Origin of the sequence: Larkinella sp. (assembly GCF_965227735.1) — a bacterium.
Taxonomy (GTDB): Bacteria; Bacteroidota; Bacteroidia; order Cytophagales; family Spirosomataceae; genus Larkinella.
On record NZ_OZ245776.1, the window covers coordinates 1,826,360 to 1,846,794 of the forward strand.

Annotated in this window: 12 protein-coding genes; 11 read left to right on the plus strand and 1 reads right to left on the minus strand. The window is 53.2% G+C overall.

All coding sequences use genetic code 11. The features are described 5' to 3' along the window. Positions 1 to 103: 103 nt before the first annotated feature. From ACO064_RS07010 to ACO064_RS07060, 11 genes are all read left to right on the plus strand, one after another. The gene (locus tag ACO064_RS07010; RefSeq protein WP_421826676.1) at positions 104 to 1,006 is read left to right on the plus strand and encodes a WD40 repeat domain-containing protein; all 903 of its coding nucleotides are present in this window, start codon (positions 104 to 106) and stop codon (positions 1,004 to 1,006) included. A gap of 123 nt (positions 1,007 to 1,129) precedes the next feature. Further along, positions 1,130 to 2,023: a DivIVA domain-containing protein gene (locus tag ACO064_RS07015; RefSeq protein ID WP_421826677.1), complete on the plus strand. Its 894-nt coding sequence runs from the start codon at positions 1,130 to 1,132 to the stop codon at positions 2,021 to 2,023. A 94-nt stretch (positions 2,024 to 2,117) separates the two neighbouring features. Then, positions 2,118 to 2,468, plus strand: a complete 351-nt coding sequence (folB, locus tag ACO064_RS07020) for a dihydroneopterin aldolase (protein WP_114407317.1) — start codon at positions 2,118 to 2,120, stop codon at positions 2,466 to 2,468. A gap of 210 nt (positions 2,469 to 2,678) precedes the next feature. Then, entirely contained in the window at positions 2,679 to 3,932 is a 1,254-nt protein-coding gene (locus tag ACO064_RS07025; protein WP_421826678.1) for an MFS transporter, read from the plus strand. Between the two features lie 259 nt (positions 3,933 to 4,191). Further along, on the plus strand, positions 4,192 to 5,682 hold the full coding sequence (locus ACO064_RS07030) for an arabinose isomerase (protein WP_421826679.1): 1,491 nt from the start codon (positions 4,192 to 4,194) through the stop codon (positions 5,680 to 5,682). Between the two features lie 37 nt (positions 5,683 to 5,719). Then, positions 5,720 to 8,920, plus strand: coding sequence for a SusC/RagA family TonB-linked outer membrane protein (locus tag ACO064_RS07035; protein ID WP_421826680.1), 3,201 nt, complete (start codon positions 5,720 to 5,722; stop codon positions 8,918 to 8,920). Positions 8,921 to 8,940: 20 nt separating this feature from the next. Further along, positions 8,941 to 10,380: a RagB/SusD family nutrient uptake outer membrane protein gene (locus tag ACO064_RS07040; RefSeq protein ID WP_421826681.1), complete on the plus strand. Its 1,440-nt coding sequence runs from the start codon at positions 8,941 to 8,943 to the stop codon at positions 10,378 to 10,380. 109 nt (positions 10,381 to 10,489) lie between these two features. Then, positions 10,490 to 13,009, plus strand: a complete 2,520-nt coding sequence (locus tag ACO064_RS07045; protein ID WP_421826682.1) for a hypothetical protein — start codon at positions 10,490 to 10,492, stop codon at positions 13,007 to 13,009. Between the two features lie 98 nt (positions 13,010 to 13,107). Further along, entirely contained in the window at positions 13,108 to 15,951 is a 2,844-nt protein-coding gene (locus ACO064_RS07050; protein ID WP_421826683.1) for a glycosyl hydrolase, read from the plus strand. A gap of 94 nt (positions 15,952 to 16,045) precedes the next feature. Next, positions 16,046 to 18,868, plus strand: coding sequence for a glycosyl hydrolase (locus tag ACO064_RS07055; protein ID WP_421826684.1), 2,823 nt, complete (start codon positions 16,046 to 16,048; stop codon positions 18,866 to 18,868). Further along, positions 18,865 to 19,584 carry an SGNH/GDSL hydrolase family protein gene (locus tag ACO064_RS07060; protein WP_421826685.1) on the plus strand — a complete coding sequence of 240 codons (720 nt, stop codon included), beginning with the start codon at positions 18,865 to 18,867 and terminating at the stop codon, positions 19,582 to 19,584. The genes ACO064_RS07055 and ACO064_RS07060 overlap by 4 nt, the downstream gene beginning before the upstream one ends. On the opposite strand, the gene ACO064_RS07065 is transcribed toward ACO064_RS07060, so the two are convergent. Next, entirely contained in the window at positions 19,574 to 20,338 is a 765-nt protein-coding gene (locus tag ACO064_RS07065) for a GntR family transcriptional regulator (RefSeq protein WP_421826686.1), read from the minus strand. The two genes, ACO064_RS07060 and ACO064_RS07065, sit on opposite strands and share 11 nt — an antisense overlap. Between the last annotated feature and the right edge of the window lie 97 nt (positions 20,339 to 20,435).

Sequence of the window (20,435 nt, forward strand, 5' to 3'; positions counted from 1 at the left end):
AATGAATATTGAATACCGAATATCGAAGCCGGGAACCCGCTACTCACTTCGATATTCGGTATTCAATATTCATTATTCGATGTTCTAAAGCTTGTCTCAAAGTATGCAAGTCCATAAAATTGACACTTTTGCCGGCCACCGCGACTGCGTGTATACGCTGGATGCCGGGGCCTCGCCGACCGAGTTTTTTTCGGCCGGGGCCGATGGGCTGGTGGTTCGCTGGCAGTTGGACAAACCGGATCTGGGTTCGCTGCTCGCCCGCATTCCGGCTTCCGTCTACGCCCTGGCGTTCGATCCGGAACGGAAACAGCTCTGGGTGGGGCAAAACTACGACGGTATTCACATCATCGATCCCATTCAGAAACAGGAAGTTCGCTCGGCCCAGATCACCTCAGCAGCTATTTTCGACATCAAAATCAGCGAAGGAACGGCCTGGATTGCCTTGTCCGACGGTGTGCTGGTGGTGATGGACGTGGCGGAGTTTGTCGTTAAAAAACACCTCAAAGTCAGCGATAAAAGCGCGCGGTCCATTGCCATCAATCCGAAAACCCGGGAGGTGGCTGTGGGCTACAGCGACAACGGCATCCGGATTTTCGACCAGGATGGCCTGACGCTCAAATCCGTCATTCCGGCGCATACGAACTCCGTTTTCACTGTTCACTATTCGCCCGACGGGCGGTATCTGCTCTCGGCGGGGCGCGATGCCCACCTGAAAATCTGGGATGTCAGGGACCGATACAGCCTGAAAAGTGATATTGCGGCCCATTTATTCGCCATTAATCACATCTGCTACAGTCCGGATGGCGCGTTATTTGCTACAGCCAGCATGGATAAAGCCATTAAAGTGTGGGATGCAGAGACATTCCGGCTGTTGAAAGTCATCGACCGGGCGCGGCATGCCGGACACGGGACATCGGTCAACAAATTGCTCTGGAGTCCGTATCAGCACCAACTCATTTCGGCCAGCGACGATCGACTGATCTCGGTCTGGGAAATTACCCGCTAGGTAAATGATTTGGTTACTTTTCGGCTTTTTGACAAATTTCAAACTAAAAAATTGATATTTTCGGTCGGATAACTTTACTTTTAGCAGACAAGTGACCATTTGTCACCATTAACCCTTTCAATTATGAAAATTACGCCCATCGAGATACGGCAGCATACATTTGAAAAAAAGGGATTCGGCGGCTACCGCCCCGACGAAGTCGATGCCTTTCTGGCGTCACTTTCGCAGGAATGGGAACGCGTTACGAGTGAAGGAAAAATGCTGAAGATGCAACTCGAACTGGCCGAAAAAGAACTCAGCAAGTTCAAGGACATCGAGATGACGTTGTTCAAAACGTTGAAAACCGCCGACGACACCAGCACCCAGATTACTGATCAGGCCAACAAAGCCGCAGAGAAATACCTCAGCGAATCGAAGCAGAAAGCCGATGAAATCCTGGCCGATGCCCGCAAACGTTCGACGCTGATGGTTCAGGACGCTGAAAACCAGGCCCGGTTTATTAAAGAAAATATCCTGAACGACCTGAAGTCGATGGAACACGACTTCAAGGCGATGGAGAAATACAAGGAAGGACTCATCAAGCAGATTCGCACACTGGCGGGCAATGCCATCGAAAGCGTCGACCGGTTTGAGAAGAAATTTGACCAGCAGTCGTTGCAGGCCAAAATCGATGAAGTGACCGCCCAACACACCGAAGACGAGCCGGTGGCAACCAACGAAGCCGAAACCCACCCTTCCGATACGGAATTGGTGGACCCGGAAACCCTGCACGTCGAAAACACGGACGATGCGCTGCAACACGCGGCCGAAGCAACCGAAACACCGGCGGATGAAGCCGTTGAAGATCCGGTTGCCGCCCAGGGCGAGGAAGTAGAAGAAGCGGGATTTCCAGCTTCGGAGCCTATGGCCGAAAAGGAATCCGAAGGCGAAGAGACCACCGAACCCCAGGCCGTTCACGAGGAATCGGACTCGGGCGAAAAGAAAAAAAGCTCCGGATCATTCTTTGATCAGATTTAATACAAAGCGGACGTCGAGTCCGCTTTTTTGTTCTACTTTTGGGCGAAAATCTAACCGGTTGGAAAGGCGGCCAAAAACCGTCAGGCCCCTCTTTATGGGAACTATTGCGCTCGAAGGTCTCGAATTTTTCGCCTACCACGGCTTCTACGACGAAGAACAGAAGATTGGCAACAAATACTCGGTCGACATCACGGTCGTGGCCGACCTGTCCGAAGCCGCCCGCGTCGATAAGCTCAGTACCACCGTCAACTACGGCGAATTGTACCGCATCGCCCACGAAGCCATGCAGCGCCCCGCCCGGCTGCTGGAACACATTTCTCACAACATCATCACCGAAATCCGGAAACGCTACCCCAACGTCGATTCGGTCGAAGTGAGCGTCTCCAAATTCAACCCGCCCATTGGGGGCGTTTGCCACCGGGCCAAGATCACCCTGCGCGGCTGAATCGCCGGGTTGGATTCCTGCAATTTATTTAAAAAAAAGTACCACGAGCGCTTGATTTATTCGTCCCGTAACTTCTATCTTTGCAAACAGCAACTTAGTGCGTTAAGCTGTCGTAGACAAGAGATGAAAGACATGAGATTATAGACCGATTACTTCAATGACTAGCGGTTTATGTCTTTACTCTCATTTCTAACTTCTTTGTTCTAAAAAATGAAAAACAACCTCCGCTGGCTCATTGTCTTTCTGCTTTTCATCGCAACCGGTCTGAGTTTTCTGGATCGGCAGGTGCTTTCCATCGCGATTCTGAAGATTCAGGAAGAGTTCAACATCACGGATGTTCAGTATGGCATGATCAATACCAGTTTCCTGATCAGTTATGCCCTGATGTTTACGCTCGGCGGCTGGCTTATTGACCGGATTGGCGGGAAAATGGGATTGGCCCTTTCCGTCGGCCTGTGGTCGATTGCCAATAGCTTGCACGCCGTAATGACCAGTTTCACGCAGTTGCTGACGTTCCGGTTTTTGCTCGGTATGGGCGAAGGCGGTTGTTTTCCCGGGGCTGCCTGGACGGTTTACCGCTGGTTCGACAAGAAAGAACGTGCGCTGGCCAACGGCATCGCCATTGGCGGTTCGGCCATCGGAGCCGTTGTGGCTCCTCCCCTAACCATCTGGCTTTCGGCCCATTACGGCTGGCGGGGCGGTTTTCTGATCCCCGGTTTGATCGGCATTGCCTGGGTCGTTATCTGGTTGTTGATCCCCTGGAAAAAGGAAAATCTGATTACTGAATCGCCAGTTCTGTCTGAAAAGAAGGAAACCGTATCGTTTCTGCAATTGCTCAAAAACCGCCCCACCTGGGTGTTTATTCTGGTGCGATTTCTGCTCGACCCGGTTTTTTACTTCATGATGTTCTGGATTCCGAAATACCTGAGTTCCGTACGGAATGTGTCTTTTGAGCGAATTGGCAGCCTTTTCTGGATACCGTTCCTGGCCCTGGGACTTTCCAATATCCTCGGCGGCTGGCTTTCGGGTCAACTCATTGCCCGTGGCTATTCGGTAAACAAAGCCCGGAAAACCGTCATGGGCATTGCGGCCGGACTCACGCTGCTGACCCCGGCCATCGAGTGGGTGTCGTCTGTAGAAGTGGCCATTGCGCTGATGGCGTTGTTCATGTTCGCCCACGGTTTCTGGATTACCAACTACATCACGTCGATTTCCGACATGTTCGGCCAGAAAGCGACCTCGACGGTAGTGGGTTTGTCGGGAACGGCGGGGGCGGTTTCGGGTCTGTTGCTCAATCCGTTGATGGGTGTCGTCATTCAGCAGTACTCCTACCGCCCGCTCTGGATCGCGTCGGGATTACTGTATCCCCTGGCGTTTGTGCTGTTTATCTGGCTGATTCCCAGGATTAAGCCGTTGTTCGGAGAGCCAGTTCCGGTAATTCCAGAAGGAATTCAGGCGGATTGATATAATCCGTGTAATGAAGAGTCATTTTTTTAACAGCCCACGGTTTTAACCGTGGGAAACGAATGGCGATGGGCCAAACCAATAACCGTTTTAACGGTTTTGCCCAATCATTATCAACAATCCAATAACCGTTGAAACGGTTTGTCGAATACCCATTTGACACTATTTGAACCCACGGTTAAAACCGGGGGCTAAATGAAATTTGTAACAATTAACTTAGTGCGTTAACTAAATAGAAAGAAGATACAACTTAGCAACTATGGAAAACGAATCGCTCAACCACGTGGCTTCCGTACAGACGGGTTTTGAAAAACGAAAAAAAACGCGCGCCCGGATCGGGGTCTTTGGCGTGGGCTACTTCAAATACTGGGGTCAATTTGACGGCTTGCTGGATGATTTACTGAAAAAACAGGCGGTTTTTATCGAACGCATCGAAGCCCTCGACAGCGTGGATATTGTCGATTTCGGACTGGTCGATGACGTGACGAAAGCCTACGAGATCGTTCCGAAACTCCAGGCCGCCAACCTCGACCTGATTTTCTGCGACATGCTGACCTACGCCACTTCCAGCACGTTCGGCGTCATTATCAAAAGCATCGACACCCCAATTGTGCTCGTCGCCCTGCAACCCGACAAAGCGATGGATTACAGCCGGGCGTCGACCTACCTGCAACTCTACAACGACGACATCTGTGCGCTACCGGAATTTGCCGGTGTAGCCGTTCGAATGGGCAAAAAAGTCCCGCAAATGGTGATCGGCACACTGTATGACGATCCGGCTGCGGAAGCTGAAATTGAGGAGTATTGCCGGATTGCCGCCGTTCTGCACGATCTCAAAACCGCCAAAATAGGGCACATCGGCCACCCCATCGAGGCCATGCTCGACATGCATTCCGACTCGACGATGCTGACGGCGCACTTCGGAGCGCACATTGTCCAGTGTGAAGCCCACGAAATTGTTACGCAGTACCAGCAGGCGACGGAAGAGGAGATTGAGGTCGTTCAGGATCGGATTCTGGCTTTTTTCGACACGCCCGACCCGGTTTCGGACCCCATTTCTGAAAAACTGCGGGACTCGGATCTGCGCATTGCCGCTCAGGTGACGGTGGCCCTCGAAAAATTTGTCAAGGCGAAAAAACTGGACGGACTGGCTTATTACTACGACGGGCCCGATGGCAGCGACACGCGGGTAGTGATGTCGAACCTGATCGTGGGCAACTCCCTGCTCCAGGGCGCGGGCTTCCCGATGTGTGGCGAGTCGGACCTGAAAACCTGCATTGCTATGCTCATCATGGAACGGCTGGGCATCGGCGGCAGTTTCGCGGAGTTTCACCCGGTCGATTTCAAGGAAGATTTTGTGCTGGTGGGTCACGACGGGCCGCACAACATCGCCATCGCCGACGGCCAGCCCATTCTGCGGAGCCTGAAAAAATACCACGGCAAACCCGGTTTTGGCGCGGGCGTCGAGTTCAAGATCAAACAGGGACCAATTACGATGCTGAGCATCAACTCGACCTACGAGGGAAAAATGAAGTTCATCATCGCCGAAGGCGAATCGCTGGCCGGACCCATCCCGCCAACGGGAAACACCAACACGCGCGGTTTTTTCAAACCGGACGTCCGGACGTTCCTGAAACGCTGGATCAAAGAAGGCCCCACGCACCACTTCGCGCTGGGCGTCGGCCACCACGCCGAAACGATCCAAAAAATTGCCGAGTACCTCAAAATCGAATCTGTCATTATTAATTGATAACCTCCGGTAAATCAGCGTACTAAACCCTCTTCCTATGAACCCTAATCTCTTCCATCGTCTGCGACTGCTGCTGGTCAGTGTGTTCGCTATCGGGATCGCCAGTACCCTTGCCCTGGCTCAGTCGGGTGGCAAAGTAACCCTTGGTGGCAAAATAACCGCCGAAGAAGACGGCCAGCCGTTGATCGGTGCCACCGTTACGGAAAAAGGCACGACCAACGGAACGACATCAGACACCGAAGGTGCTTTCAAACTGTCGGTATCGCCCAATGCCACGGTTGTCGTCAGTTTCATCGGCTATACGCCCCAGGAAATAGCGGTCAAAAACCGTTCGTCCCTCAACATTACGCTGAAAACCGATCAGCAGCAATTGCAGGATGTGGTGGTGGTGGGCTACGGAACCCAGCGGAAAAAGGATCTGACGGGCTCCATCGTCAATCTGTCCAGCAAGGACCTTGTCCCGGTTCCGTCGGCCACGAGCGTCGATCAGATGATGCAGGGGAAAGTTGCGGGGGTGCAGATCACGCAAACCTCGGGCGCACCGGGCGGGAACGTCAACGTCGTTATCCGGGGCATCAGTTCGATCACCGGCGGGAATTCGCCCCTGTATGTGGTCGACGGCTACGCCATCGGAACAGGCGGTGGTGGCTCCGATCTGAGCAGTTTCAGCTCCAGTTCCTATTCAGCCAGCAACATTGCCAGCAGCAGCGGAACCAACCGGATCAACCCGCTCAGTACGATCAACCCGTCCGATATCGAATCCATCCAGGTCTTGAAAGATGCCTCAGCCACCGCCATTTACGGATCGCGGGGAGCCAACGGGGTGGTGATCATTACGACCAAGCGCGGCAAGCAGGGAAAAACCACGATTAACTTCGAACACTCGACCGGTATTCAGCAACTGGCCAAAAAACTGGACCTGTTGACGCCCCGCGAGTATGCTCAATATGTGGCCGAAGGACGCGATAATGCCTGGGTGTTTGCCGGCGGAAAAGCCACCGACCCCAACAACCTCCGCAGCACGGCCACGCAGGTAAAACCGGGTTTCCGGACGCCGGATCAGTTTGCCAACTCCGGGTATGGCACTGACTGGCAGGACGTTATCTTCCAGCAGGGTCTGGTGCAGAACTACCAGTTGGCCGCCAGCGGTACCAGCAAAGACGTCAGCTATTACGTCTCCGGCGGTTATTTCGACCAGAAGGGCATTATCATCGGTTCTGATTTCAAGAAGTTTACCCTCCGCACCAACATCGACGCTCAACTGACTCCGAAGTTGAAACTGGGCGCGTCGTTTTCGGGGGCGCACTCGTACGGTGATTTTGCCCGCGCCGAAGGTCACCTGCAACACCGGGGCCTCATTTCGGCGGCTCTGGCCAGCGATCCGACCATTCCGGTCTACGATGCGAACGGCAATTTCTACTCCGAGTTCTCCGACCCGACGGGCATCCCGGTCGAACACCCGCTGATCATTGCGGCTGAATTCACCGATAAACGGAACAATACCAACGTTTTCACTAATAATTACCTGCAATACGAAATTGCGAACGGCCTGATTTTCAAGACGTCGGTGGGCGTCAATTATTCCAACAACATCACCCGCCTGTGGAAATCATCGAAAGTGGGGCTGGCCACCAGCCGAACGGGTGCGGCAACAGCCGGGGTAACGGAAGGCAAAAGCCTGAACTGGCTCAACGAGAATACGCTGAATTACCGGCACCGGTTTGGCGAAAAACACGACCTCGACGCGCTGGTGGGCTACACCGTTCAGAAAAATACCGATGAAATTCTGCAGGCCGGAGCCTCCGATTTCCCGACCGACGACGTGCCGTACCTGGCCGCCGGAGCCGTTACGTCCGGAACCAACTACAAAAGTGAATGGTCGATGATGTCGTGGCTGGCCCGCGTCAATTACACACTGGCCGGAAAATATATGTTTACAGCCACGATCCGGCAGGACGGCAGTTCGCGGTTTGGCCGTGAAAACCGCTGGGGGACGTTTCCCTCCTTTTCGGCGGCTTACCGCCTGTCCGACGAGTCGTTCATGAAACCGGTCGGCTTCATCAGCGATCTGAAAATCCGGGCGAGCTACGGGATTTCCGGCAACAACCTGATTCCGAATTATGCCAGCCAGGGTCTGCTGGGCATCTCGCGGAACGTTTCCAATGGGCAGGTAATTTCGGGCGTGGTGCCCAGCAGTCTGGCCAATACGGTTTTGACCTGGGAACAATCGGTGCAAACCAACATCGGTCTTGATCTCTCGTTGTTCCAGAACCGCCTGTCGTTTGTGGTGGATGCCTACCGGACCCACAAAAAGGACCTTCTGCTGAATGTCATTCTGCCCGCAGCCTCCGGTTTCAGCAGTTCCCTGCAAAACATCGGCGAAGTGGAGAACAAAGGGATTGAACTGACGATCAATTCGGAAAACATCCGCAAAGGCGCTTTCCAGTGGAATACGGACTTTAACATTAGCTGGAACCGCAACAAAGTGCTGGCCCTCAACTCCGAAACCGCCCGGATTCAAACGTCTGATTATCAGGTAGCGCAGGTGGGTTATCCCATCTCCAGCTTCCGGCTGCTCAACATTCTGGGCGTATTCCAGACGCAGGAAGAAGTGAACGCCAGTCCGAAACAACACCCCCGGGTACAGCCCGGCGATTACCGGTATCAGGACGCCGACGGCAACGGAACCATCACCCAGAACGACCGGGCCATCGTCGGCAATCCCTGGCCGGATTTCACCTGGGGCATGGGCAACCGCTTCACCTACAAAGGCTTGACCCTGAACATCAGCGTGAACGGTTCGCAGGGGAACGAGATTTATTTCCAGGGGGGCGAAGTGTCGCTGAACGGTGCCGGGGTGCAGAATCAACTGGGCATCATGGCCGATCGCTGGAAATCGCCGACGGAGCCCGGAGCTGGAACGATGTCGCGCGCCATTCGGAACGACTACGCCTTCGGATTCAGTGCCGGTACGACCAAGTACCTGTTCGATGGCTCGTTTGTCCGCATCCGGAACGTCAATCTGGCCTACGCGCTTCCCCAAACGGTGGTGAGCAAACTGAAGTTGCAGGCTCTCTCGGTTTATGTCGACGCAACGAACCTCTACACCTTTACCAAGTACCCCGGTTATGACCCCGAAGGAAGCACGACGGGCGACAACATTGCCCGTAGCGGGATCGACTTTTTTGCGTATCCCAACCCCCGGACGTACACGATCGGTTTGCGGGTAACTTTCTAATCCTGATTCCAGATACTGCTATGAAAAAGAACCTGTTAATCTTCCTGCTCCTGCTCGTTACGGCTACTTCCTGCAAGGACTTTCTCGCCCTGACGCCTGAATACCAGATCAGTGACCAAACGTTTTACAAAAATCAAAACGATTTCGAGACGGCCCTGACGGGCGTTTACAGCACCTTCCGCGGTTTGTTCAACACCAGTAACGTGGTGTATCTGGCCGATTTGACGACTGACAACACCGAAATTCAGTGGTCGTCGCCCTCGGTCAACGAGATGCAGCTCGACCAGAATGCGGTGGTTTCGACCAACTCGAATATTCAGGGTGCCTGGAACACGTGTTTATACACCATCTCCCGCAGCAATGCGATCATCAACCGCATCGACGGCGTCAATTTCGACCAAACCATCAAAGACCGCATCAAGGGGGAAGCCCAGTTCCTGCGGGCCTACAGCTATTTTTACCTCGTCCGGCTGTTTGGGAATGTGCCGATCATCAGTCAGGAATTCAGCAGTCCGGCCGAAGTGGCAGCCGCCGATCTGGCCCTGAAACCAGCCGCGCAGGTCTATGAAGTCATTCTGGCGGATTTGACCAGTGCCGAAACACTGCTGCCGGCTACGCTTAATTCCGACCGCACGAAGGCATCGCGCCCGACGGTAAAAGCCTTGCTGGGAAAAGTCCACCTGACGCTGAAAAACTACGACCTGGCCGCAACCAAACTGAAAGAAGTGATCGACGCCAAAAACTATTCGCTGGTACCCGATTACCGGACGCTGTTCACCAACGGCAACAACAACCTGGCCGAGTCGATTTTCGAAATTGAATACGTGGCGGGGCGCAGCATGGGCAACAACTATTCGGCCCTGTTTACGCCAGCCATCACCAGTATGGCAATTTTTCCGGGCAACCTCCAGGGCTCCGGGCGCATTGTGCCGACGCTGGATTTGATCAGAGCCTACGAAACTGGTGATGCCCGCAAAGCCATCTCGGTCAACGATTCGGTTTTGCTGATCAATGGCCGGAAATCATACAGCCGTCACGGTCTGAAATTCGTGGATTTCAAAGCCATTGACCTGTCCGACGGCACCATCACGTACACGGTTCTTCGGCATGCCGATGTGCTGCTGATGTACGCGGAAGTATTGAACGAACAGGGTAAAACCGCCGAGGCTCTGCCCTTTATCAACCAGGTGCGGACGCGGGCCAAATTGCCGGACTTAACCGGGCTTACCCAGGCCGGACTACGGACCGCCATCGAAAAAGAACGCCGGGTCGAGTTTCTGTTCGAAGGCCAGCGTTGGTTTGATCTGGTGCGGACGGGCCGGGCGCAAACCGTGCTGAACGCGCATTACGCCAGCCTGAATCTATCCTTTAAAGTGGACGATTTCGAGTTGATTTTCCCGATTCCGCAGAACGAAGTCGACCTGAACCCGACGCTGATCAAGCAAAATCCGGGGTATTGATGCTAACTATTACACAGAGTTAATCAGAGAGAATCAGAGGCAATTAGAGAAAAACCCTGATAAACTCTGATTTTCTCTGATCAACTCTGTGTAACAACTCATTCAAAAAATGCGCCTATTCATCCTATTAACCTTCCTGTTGTGGGGCTTCATTCCCACGGAGACCCCGAATCTGGACAACTCCACGTTGAAAGGAAAACCGTTCCACAACATCACGCTGGAAGCCTCGCTCAAACCGTTCAAGAAGAACGACAAGGCATATATTCAGCAGGTGGCGACGGAACTCTTCACCCAGTGGCAGTCGCTCCTGCGGCATACCGACACGGTTTCGGTGATGCTCTGGACGTCGGACGGATCGGAAATTCTGGACTACAAAGGCGATCTAAAACAGCCGCTGGAGTGGGCGCGGTACATCGGCAATCCCAACACGCAGCACGAAGTCGGGTCGGGGCCGAAGGAATTGTCGCTCCACGAACGCGCCTATCTGTACATGGAAAACCCGCCCCGGTTTACCTACGGCGACCTGAAATTCATCATCCAGACCTTGAAAGAAACGGGGCAAAAAATTACCGGCAAACCCGTGATGATCGGCGCCACGTTCGACCCCGGCCCGGAGTTTGCCAAGTCTGAGTTCAAGTACAAAAAACACCCGGAAATTCTGGGCGGCAATGCGATGGGCCACAAAACGATGGTCAGTTGCTACTCGACACTGAACGCCGATACAGATTCGTACGCCGGTTTTCCGAAAGGCATTCCCGCCAATACACCGTTCGGTACCTTCCTGGGTCGTCAGAGTCAACACTTTTTAACCGATCTGGGGTACGATTACATCTGGCTCAGCAACGGTTTTGGCTTTGGCGTCGAAGGCTGGTCGTCGACCGGCGCAACCTTTACGGGGAAGGCGTTTTTGCCGGAAAAACTGGCGACGACGAAAGAACTGATTGCCGGTTTCTGGAACCTGTTTCGGAAAGAATGCCCGAACTTCCAGATTCAGACGCGCGGCACGAACCTCTCCACCGGCGCGGATCTGGCGCGCGACGGCGTCGATCTGAAGCAGATTTACGGTGGAAAATACAACATGCTGCCGCCACCTAATTCGCCCTGGGCGGCTCTGGATGGCGACTTTGGGCTGGAAATGGTCGGTTACATGTCGCGCATGGCCGAGCTGCCCGACGAGCGGTATCTGTTCCGGTATTATACCCACGATCCGTGGTGGGTCAACAGCCCCTGGCTGGATCGGTACGGGCAGGAACCGCACGACATTTACCTGCCGCTTTCGGTCGCCCGCATCAACGCGAAGGGCGAAATCCGGTTGCCAACGCACCTGAATTTTCTGACCGCCGACAACTCCTATGGTGAGCTGCCCGCGCAGGTGCCCGACGAGGTGACGCCCCACATTCTGAAAGCCCGCTACGATTCGCCGACGGCACCGGGGCCGCTGGTCTGGGTCTATCCGTTCGAGGAATACCACACCTGGGCCTACAAACACCCGGACCGACTGCCGGAAATCTACTACGGCGACTGGCTCATCCGGCAGGCCATCAACAACGGTTTTCCGCTCAACACGATCATCTCGACCACTTCTTTCCAGAAAGTCGTTACTGAAAAACCGGCCTATTTCAACGAATCCGTTCTGGTGTCCATTGTGCCGGAAGCCGGTTCATCGCTCGAAAAAAAGCTGATCGACTTTGTACAGAATGGCGGAAAACTGCTCGTTTACGGCCCCGCCGACCATGCCGGAACGGCTTTTCTGAATCTACTGAATCTTCAGAATACGAAAGCCCTTGAAGGTGATTTTCAGGTCAAATCCAGTATCACGCTGGATCAACTGACCAAGCCCTACCCCAACAAAATTGTCCATCAGGCGCTGTTTTCGGGGGGCGGTGTCGCTACGCAGGTCAAAAACAAAACCGATGCCGGGACCAGAGTGCTGGCCAAAATGACCCAGACCGGCAGCGAACGCGATGTCGTTTGGGTGCGTGAAAATCAGACGTGGAAAGGCGGAAAAGTGGCCTACGTGCGCGGCACCAATTCGAGCAAGTTTACGGGCGGAAAACTGTTGACGCCCGACAATCCCGAGGAGCTGTTCACGGGGCCGTTGCTGATGCGGTATGTGCTGAACGAGTTTGGCATCGACTACCGGGTCGACAAGCGGAATCCGGCGGTGAAAAACCCGGTGTTGACCATTTCGCGCAGCAGCAACGGGTTCATGTTCTCCGGCTATTGCCCGAACACGACCATCACCCATCGGTTCAAGTTACCCCAGGGCGCGCCCATTCTGACGGGTTACGAAACCGAACTGGTCAAGGGTTATTCGGTGTATGCGATGCCCAAAGCCTGGCACCGCGAAAGCCGCTTTTTTGTCGATCAGGCCGAGGGCATGGTTTCGTGTCAGGAGATGACCTCGGGCGTACAACACATGAAACGCTGCGTGCGGTTGACGGGCCTGAAAAACGCGACGGTGCGGATTTACCCGGACGACGAGGTGACGGAACAAGGTCTGAACGTTTACACCAATGCCAGTTATCCCTGGAAAAAAGGAAAAACCGCCTTCAAATCCGGCGACAAAAAGTACGGAAAGCACTACGTCGTCGAAAACGTAAGCGGTGATTTAGTCGCATTCTGGTAAATTTTACCCCCAACCCCCTAAAGGGGGCTAAACTAGCGGATTTTCTAGCCCCCTTTAGGGGGTTGGGGGCAATTTTAAACCCTTAATCATTCCTCCCGATGAAATTCACTTCCTGCCTGTTGGGGATTGGGCTTTTCGTTTCGCTGGTTTCCTGCCACAAAACCGCATCCGAAACCGAAGCGATCAGCTATTCGACCTTGAAAGAAGGCTTCAAAAATCCACCCATTCAGGCCCGACCCAAAGTGTATTGGTGGTGGCTGAACGGTTACGTCGATACTCTCCGGTTGAAGGAAGAGCTGCTTGCCATCAAAAACGCCGGTATGGGGGGCGTCGATCTGTTCGAAATCGGCCTGCCGCCTGCCAGCGATCCCAACCAGATCATTCCCGCCGGGCCGGCTTTCATGAGCGAAGAGTCGGTCAAAAACATCCAACTGGCGATTCGGGAAGCCGGTAAGCTGGACCTGGAAGTGGGGCTCAACCTGGCCAGTAGCTGGAACGCCGGTGGCAGTTGGGTTCAGCCCCAGCACGCGGCAAAAACCATTTATTTTTCCAAAACGACGGTACAAGGCGCGGGTGAACAGGCGGTTAAATTGCCCTTTCCAACCATTACGCTCGATAAAAAAGGAAACCCAAGACCCATTCAATACGGAGCCGATGGCAAACCGGCTTACCACGAGGAAGTGGCCGTGATTGCCCTGCCCGCCGGTCAGACGTCCCAACTGGACACCACAAAAGTCATCAACGTGACGGCTTATTTCGATGCCAAAACCGGACAGCTTTCGTGGAAAGCGCCAGCGGGTTCGTGGGATGTTTACCGGTATGTCTGCTCCAATTCCGGCGAGCAGTTGATCCGCCCCACGCCCAATTCCGTCGGCCCGATCATCGACCATTTCGACTCCACGGCGACGCGGAGGCACGTTATGTATTTCATCGACCGGCTGAAACCGGGGATCGGCGACTTCAGCAAATCAGCGTTAAAAAACTTGTATTTAGCCAGTTACGAAGCCAAAGAATTTACGTGGACCCCGACCTTACCGGCCGCTTTCCGCAACCTGCACGGCTACGACCTCTACAAATTTCTGCCCGCGATCTACAACAAGGAATGGTACCAGCCGGAAGTAGCGGAGAACTTTCAGTTCGATTTTAACAAAACACTGTCCGAGCTGATGATTAACAACCACTATCGGAAAGCCAGGGAAATCTGCAACAGCCACGGCCTGCAAATCATTTCGGAATCGGGCGGACCGGGTCACCTGCACCACATTCCGGTCGAATCGTTGAAAGCACTCGGGGCGCTGGATGTGCCGCGCGGGGAATACTGGTACAACCGCGAGTTTTTCATGGAAAACGACAAGGATAGTCTCGTGGATATGATCTGGCTGGTGAAAGAAATTGCAGCCGCTTCGCACATTTACAAACGCGGGATCGTTGAAGAAGAGTCATTTACGAGTTACTGGGACTGGCAGGAAGGGCCGTCGGACCTAAAAGTGATTGCCGACCGCGCCTTCTGCGAGGGGATGAACCGGCTGGTGATCCACGGTTTTCCGCACAATCCGGCGGAGATGGGCCACCCCGGCATCGCCTATTTTGCCGGTACGCATTACAACGACCGAACAACCTACTGGCCGAAAGTCAAACCGTTCAACGACTACCTGGGCCGAATCTCCTACATCCTGCAAAAAAACGCTTTCGTGGCCGATGTCCTGCATTATTACGGCGACAACGTCCCGAACCTGATTCCACCCAAAAACACGCGGTTTTCGGTTGGGCCGGGCTACGATTACGAAGTCGTGAATACGGAAGTTTTAATGCGGGACCTGACCGTAGAAAACGGCGAGTGGGTGCTGCCGGGCGTCGGTCGCTATAAGGTGTTGAGTATCGGAACGGAAGGGCGAATTCCGGCGGAGGTTCGGGCGAAACTGAAAAAACTGGCGGAACAGGGCGGCCGTTTGGCGGACCAGAAACCGGCGTTACCTACCTTGACCGAGCTGAAAATCCGGCCGGATTTCAGCTACGCCGACCAGAAAGCCGACCAGCGCGAAACACCACTGGATCACATTCATTACCGAACCGGCGAGGTAGATTTTTACCTGATCCGCAACACAACAAATCAGTGGGTTTCCCGCAACTGTTTCTTCCGTCAGGCAGACAAAACGCCCGAAATCTGGAACCCGCTGACCGGCGAAACCGCTCCGGTGTTGGTGTATACGCAGGCGGAGGGACACATTCAACTGCCTGTTTCGCTGCCTCCCTACGGAACGTATTTTGTTGTTTTTTCCAAGGAAACCGCTCCGGCTCACCACAACGAAGTGACCGGTTCCGGCCCCCATCCACCGCATCTGGCCTTTACGCCCAACGGCCTGACGTTTTTACAGGCGGGGGCTTTTGAGGTAAAAAAAGAATCCGGTTTTGAGCAAATCGACAATACGCTGCCCGCCGTAACGCTGGAAGGTCCGTGGCAACTCCGCTTTCCCAAGGGCTGGGGCGCACCCGAATCCGCGACGTTTCCGAAACTCATTTCCTGGACTGATTCCGATCAGAAAGGCATCCGGTATTTTTCGGGAACCGGCACCTACCAAACGGTTTTTTCATACAAACCGGCTTCCAACCCCGCTCAGAATCAGCGGATTTACCTTGATCTGGGACGGTTGTCAAAAGTCGGTGAGGTTTGGCTGAACGATAAACCGCTGGGCATCGTCTGGACGCCCCCCTACCGCTTCGATATTACGGAGGTGGTCAAAACCGGTGAAAACACGTTGAAAGTCGAAGTGGCCAACACCTGGTCGAACCGGCTGACGGGCGACGCGCTCACCGGCGAAAAGTTCACCAAAACCAACATCACCAAAGCCAACAAAAATCGGGTTCCGTGGGGCGAATTGCCGCTGATCGAGTCGGGTTTGCTGGGGCCGGTGACGATTCAGACGATCAAAACCATTCGTTGAATCGCTACCCTGTCAGCGGTCGAAGACCCTGACAGCGGTAGCGACCGCCCTGGCAGCGGCTCTCCTCAAAGGTCTGGTAGAAACAACTCATCGCATGAAAACAGCACTGTTCTCTGTTGCCCTAACGTTTGTAACTATCTTTGCAAATGGGCAAACCGCCACGCGCCAATCCATTCGCGACGGCTTCAAAAACCCACCCCCGCAGGCCCGGCCCAAAACCTACTGGTGGTGGCTGAACGGCAACGTCGACACGGTGCGGCTGAAGGAAGAACTGCGAGCGATGAAAACCGCCGGGATCGGCGGGGTGGACATCTTTGAAATTGGCGTTCCGGCTTACAACAATCCCAGCAATATGGTGAAGGCTGGCCCGGCATTTATGGGAACTGAATCGCTGAAAGCCATCGAAATCGCGATCCGGGAAGCCACCCGATTAAACCTGGAAGTGGGTCTGAATCTGGCCAGTAGCTGGAACGCGGGCGGTAGTTGGACGTCTCCGCAACACGCGGCCAAGTCGATTTACGTCTCGAAGCTGACGGTGGATGGATCCGCGCAAAAACCAATCAAACTCCCCTTCCCGATCATTGCCAAAACCGATGCCAAAGGCAAACCGCTCCTCATCGAATTTGGCGCGGATGGCAAACCGGTTTTTCACCAGGAAATCGCCGTGGTTGCGCTGCCGGTGCGCGACAAAACCGGCTTTCTGGATACGACCCAAATCATTTCGCTTTCCCGGTATTTCGACGCTAAAAGTGAGACATTAAACTGGAATATTCCGCCCGGAAAGTGGGAAATTCACCGCTACGTTTGTTCCAATTCGGGCGAACCGTTAAAATTGCCCAGCCCTAACTCTACCGGGCCGATTATCGACCATTTTGATTCGACGGCTACCCGCGCCCATTTCCAGTATTTCATCGACCGTCTGAAACCGCTCTTCGGGGATTTTTCAAAAACTGCCCTGAAGACTTTGTATCTGGCGAGTTATGAAGCCACCGGTTTTGTCTGGACACCTTCGTTACCGAGTAAATTTCTTCAATTAAACGGTTATTCGATCGATAAATTTCTGCCGGTATTGTTCGATAAAACGCTGCTTAGTCCGGAACGAACCGCCCATTTTCAGCAGGATTATAACCGGACGTTATCCGAACTGATGATCCAAAATCACTACCGGAAAGCCAAAGAAATTACGAACCAATACGGTTTGCAAATCGCGTCGGAAGCGGGCGGACCCGGTCCTCCGCTGCACAACGTACCGGTCGAAACGCTGAAGGCGCTGGGTTCGCTGGATGTGCCGCGCGGGGAGTTCTGGAGCCGGTACCACTACTACGACGCCGACAGTGTGGACATCATGTGGCTGGTGAAAGAAGTGGCCGCAGCGGCCCACATCTACAAGCGCCGGATGGTGGAAGAAGAATCGTTCACGAGTTTTCACCACTGGCAGGAAGGGCCGTTCGACCTGAAATCCATCGCCGACCGCGCGTTTTGCGAAGGCATGAACCGCGTTGTTATTCACGGCTTTAGCCACAATCCGGAAGGCACCGGTTTCCCCGGCATTGTCTACGGAGCCGGCACGCACTTCAACACCAAACAGACATGGTGGTCGAAAGTAAAACCGTTCACGGACTACCTCGGCCGGATCTCGCACGTATTGCAAGGTACAAATTTCGTGGCCGATGTGGTGTATTATTACGGCGATAAAGTCCCAAATTTTGTGCCGCCCAAAAACACCCGGTTTTCGGTGGGAGCGGGCTACGATTACGAGATTATCAACACGGATATTCTGCTCAACGATCTGACCGTAAAAAACGGAAAACTGGCGTTATCGAACGGGGCTACGTTCAGCGTGCTGGCGTTGGGTGATGTGGAAAACCTATCGCCGAAAATTTGGGCCAAACTCCGGGAGCTGGCGAAAAAAGGCGCGGTGATCAGCGGCCAGGGATTTTCGAATGAAACCGCTTTGGCTTTGCTTAAAAAACGGAATATTGGGCCAGATTTCAGTGCTATCAATGCGTCATCAAGTGCTTTGGATTTCGTTCATTACCGCCACCAGACTACGGATTATTACCTGGTTCGAAACACCACCGATCAGCCTGTTTCGGCCAACGTTTCATTTCGGCAAACGGGTAAAACACCGGAAATCTGGAACCCGGTTACGGGCGAAACGGTGCCGGTTTCTGTTTTTAATCAGGAGAAACAACAGCTCGGGTTGCCGTTGAGTTTACCGGCGTATGGCTCCTGTTTTATTGTATTCAATCCGTCCGTTTCCAAACCGCCCTATACCGGTTTTGCGTCGGCCAATCCAATGCCGTTGTTTGAATACACACCCAACGGTTTGCGGTTTCTGCAACCGGGGACGGTCGAATTGACAGAGGCTAAAGCCGCCCTGAAGCGGATGAACACTGAAATCAGGACGCAGGAAGTCACAGGCCCCTGGAAGCTCGGTTTTGCCAAAAATTGGGGAGCGCCGGAGTCGGTCACGTTGCCAAAACTCATCTCCTGGACGGAATCCGACCAACCCGGCATCCGTTATTTTTCGGGCATTGGCACCTATGAGAAAGCCTTTCAATTTTCCACGGCTTTTGATTCGTCACAGAACGAGCGGGTCTTTTTAAATCTCGGAAAATTGTCGGAACTAGCGGATGTTTGGCTGAACGGTCAGCATCTGGGCATCAGTTGGGCCGAACCGCACCGTTTTGACATTACGAATCTGGTAAAAACCGGGGCGAATACGCTGAAAGTCGAGGTAGCCAACACCTGGTCGAACCGGCTGACGGGCGATGCCCTTACCGGCGAAAAATTCACGAATACCAACATTGCCATTGGGTATAAAGGAACGCCCTGGAAACAGGTTCCGCTCATCGAATCCGGTTTACTGGGGCCGGTTACGATCCAAACCATCAAAACACAAGTCGTAAAATGAGAAAAATGACGGGTTTTCTTTTCGCTGTCCTACTGAGTTTCGCCGGTATTTCTAAAGCGCAAAACCCGGCTATTGCCGACCCGGCGACGTATTTGGCCGATTTGCAGAAGGAAATGGTCATTGAGTGGCCCAAAAACCGAACGATAAATCTGGTCTTTCACGGCCATTCGGTTCCCGCCGGATACTGGCACAACCACGAAGTCCACACGCTCGAATCGTATCCAAATCTGGTGCTGGCGAAACTGAAAGAACGCTATCCGTATGCGGTAATCAATGTAATCGTGACAGCCATTGGTGGCGAAAATTCAGTGAAAGGTCAGGAACGGTTTGAACGGGATGTGCTGGTGCATAAACCGGATGTTCTGTTTATCGATTACGCCCTGAACGACCGGGGAGCCGGATTGGAAAAGGCGAAAGAAGCCTGGGAGAAAATGATTCAGTCGGCGCTTTCGAAAAATATAAAAATCATTCTATTGACGCCCTCGCCGGATCAACGGGTCGATATTATGGCTGCCGGAAACCCACTGGAACAGCACACCCGGCAGATTATAAAACTGGCCGAAACACACCACATCGGCCTGGTCGATTCGTATGCGCAATTCAAAAAAGTCACTACGAAAGGTGATTTAGTGAAGTATATGTCGCACGTCAATCACCCCAACCTGAAAGGGCATCAACTGATTACCAACGAATTGCTCAAGTGGTTTATGAAGTAATCGGTTTGGCGGGTCGGTAATCGTGTTCGGGGCTGGCAATGACGGCGAATTTGTATTTATCACCGTGGTAATACGAGCGTTCAATTTCAACCACTTTCTCGCCCGTACAGATCACCGCACTATCGAGCACAAAAGCCGGTGTGGGTTTACTGATCTCAAAATTGTTGGTATTGGGCTGCATGATCGTTACGCCCAGCGTTTGCTGCACCTCATTGATTTTCAGGTGATAGCTATTTTCATAGACTTTGAAATACGAAATTTCCGTCGGCATTTTATTGATCTTTGGACACAAGTTTAGCGAAATGTATTTCACTTCATCCTTAATCAATAAATCATCGGCATAGCGAAGTTGATGCAGTTTTAAAACCGGGCCGTCGATGATAAAATGCCGCCCGTTTATTTCGGATGAAATTCCATCGTCCAGAATGGTTTTCTCCAGAACGATATTTTTAGGCGTAAAACCTTCCGCAATTAAGCTATCGTGAAAACCGCGCCGGGTCGCATAGATGGACCCCAGCGTGCGGATTAAATGGTGGTCGTCGGTGCGGTTTAATACATACGTTCCCTTGCCTTTTATCCGCTTCGCCCAGCCTTTTGACTCGATTTCGAGCAGGGCTTTCCGCGCCGTTGTATTACTGATGTTAAAAAATTTAATCAGCTCATTTTCGGAAGGAATCTGGTCACCCGGCTGCAACTCGCCGGTTTTAATTTTCTCGATAATGCTATCGCTGATCGCAATGAATTTTGATTTCATTTCTGCTGATACCTATAAAAACCATTCACTGCCCGATTGCTGAGACGAAGACTCTGCTCTAAAAAGTAGTGTTTCACAACCGAAAGTACGGTAGTCT

Coding starts and splice junctions, on each gene's coding strand:
- ACO064_RS07015 (WP_421826677.1), top strand. CDS start 1,130: ATGAAAATTACGCCCATCGAGATACGGCAGCATACATTTGAAAAAAAG.
- ACO064_RS07025 (WP_421826678.1), top strand. CDS start 2,679: ATGAAAAACAACCTCCGCTGGCTCATTGTCTTTCTGCTTTTCATCGCA.
- ACO064_RS07035 (WP_421826680.1), top strand. CDS start 5,720: ATGAACCCTAATCTCTTCCATCGTCTGCGACTGCTGCTGGTCAGTGTG.
- ACO064_RS07060 (WP_421826685.1), top strand. CDS start 18,865: ATGAGAAAAATGACGGGTTTTCTTTTCGCTGTCCTACTGAGTTTCGCC.
- ACO064_RS07010 (WP_421826676.1), top strand. CDS start 104: ATGCAAGTCCATAAAATTGACACTTTTGCCGGCCACCGCGACTGCGTG.
- ACO064_RS07050 (WP_421826683.1), top strand. CDS start 13,108: ATGAAATTCACTTCCTGCCTGTTGGGGATTGGGCTTTTCGTTTCGCTG.
- folB (WP_114407317.1), top strand. CDS start 2,118: ATGGGAACTATTGCGCTCGAAGGTCTCGAATTTTTCGCCTACCACGGC.
- ACO064_RS07045 (WP_421826682.1), top strand. CDS start 10,490: ATGCGCCTATTCATCCTATTAACCTTCCTGTTGTGGGGCTTCATTCCC.
- ACO064_RS07055 (WP_421826684.1), top strand. CDS start 16,046: ATGAAAACAGCACTGTTCTCTGTTGCCCTAACGTTTGTAACTATCTTT.
- ACO064_RS07030 (WP_421826679.1), top strand. CDS start 4,192: ATGGAAAACGAATCGCTCAACCACGTGGCTTCCGTACAGACGGGTTTT.
- ACO064_RS07040 (WP_421826681.1), top strand. CDS start 8,941: ATGAAAAAGAACCTGTTAATCTTCCTGCTCCTGCTCGTTACGGCTACT.
- ACO064_RS07065 (WP_421826686.1), bottom strand. CDS start 20,338: ATGAAATCAAAATTCATTGCGATCAGCGATAGCATTATCGAGAAAATT.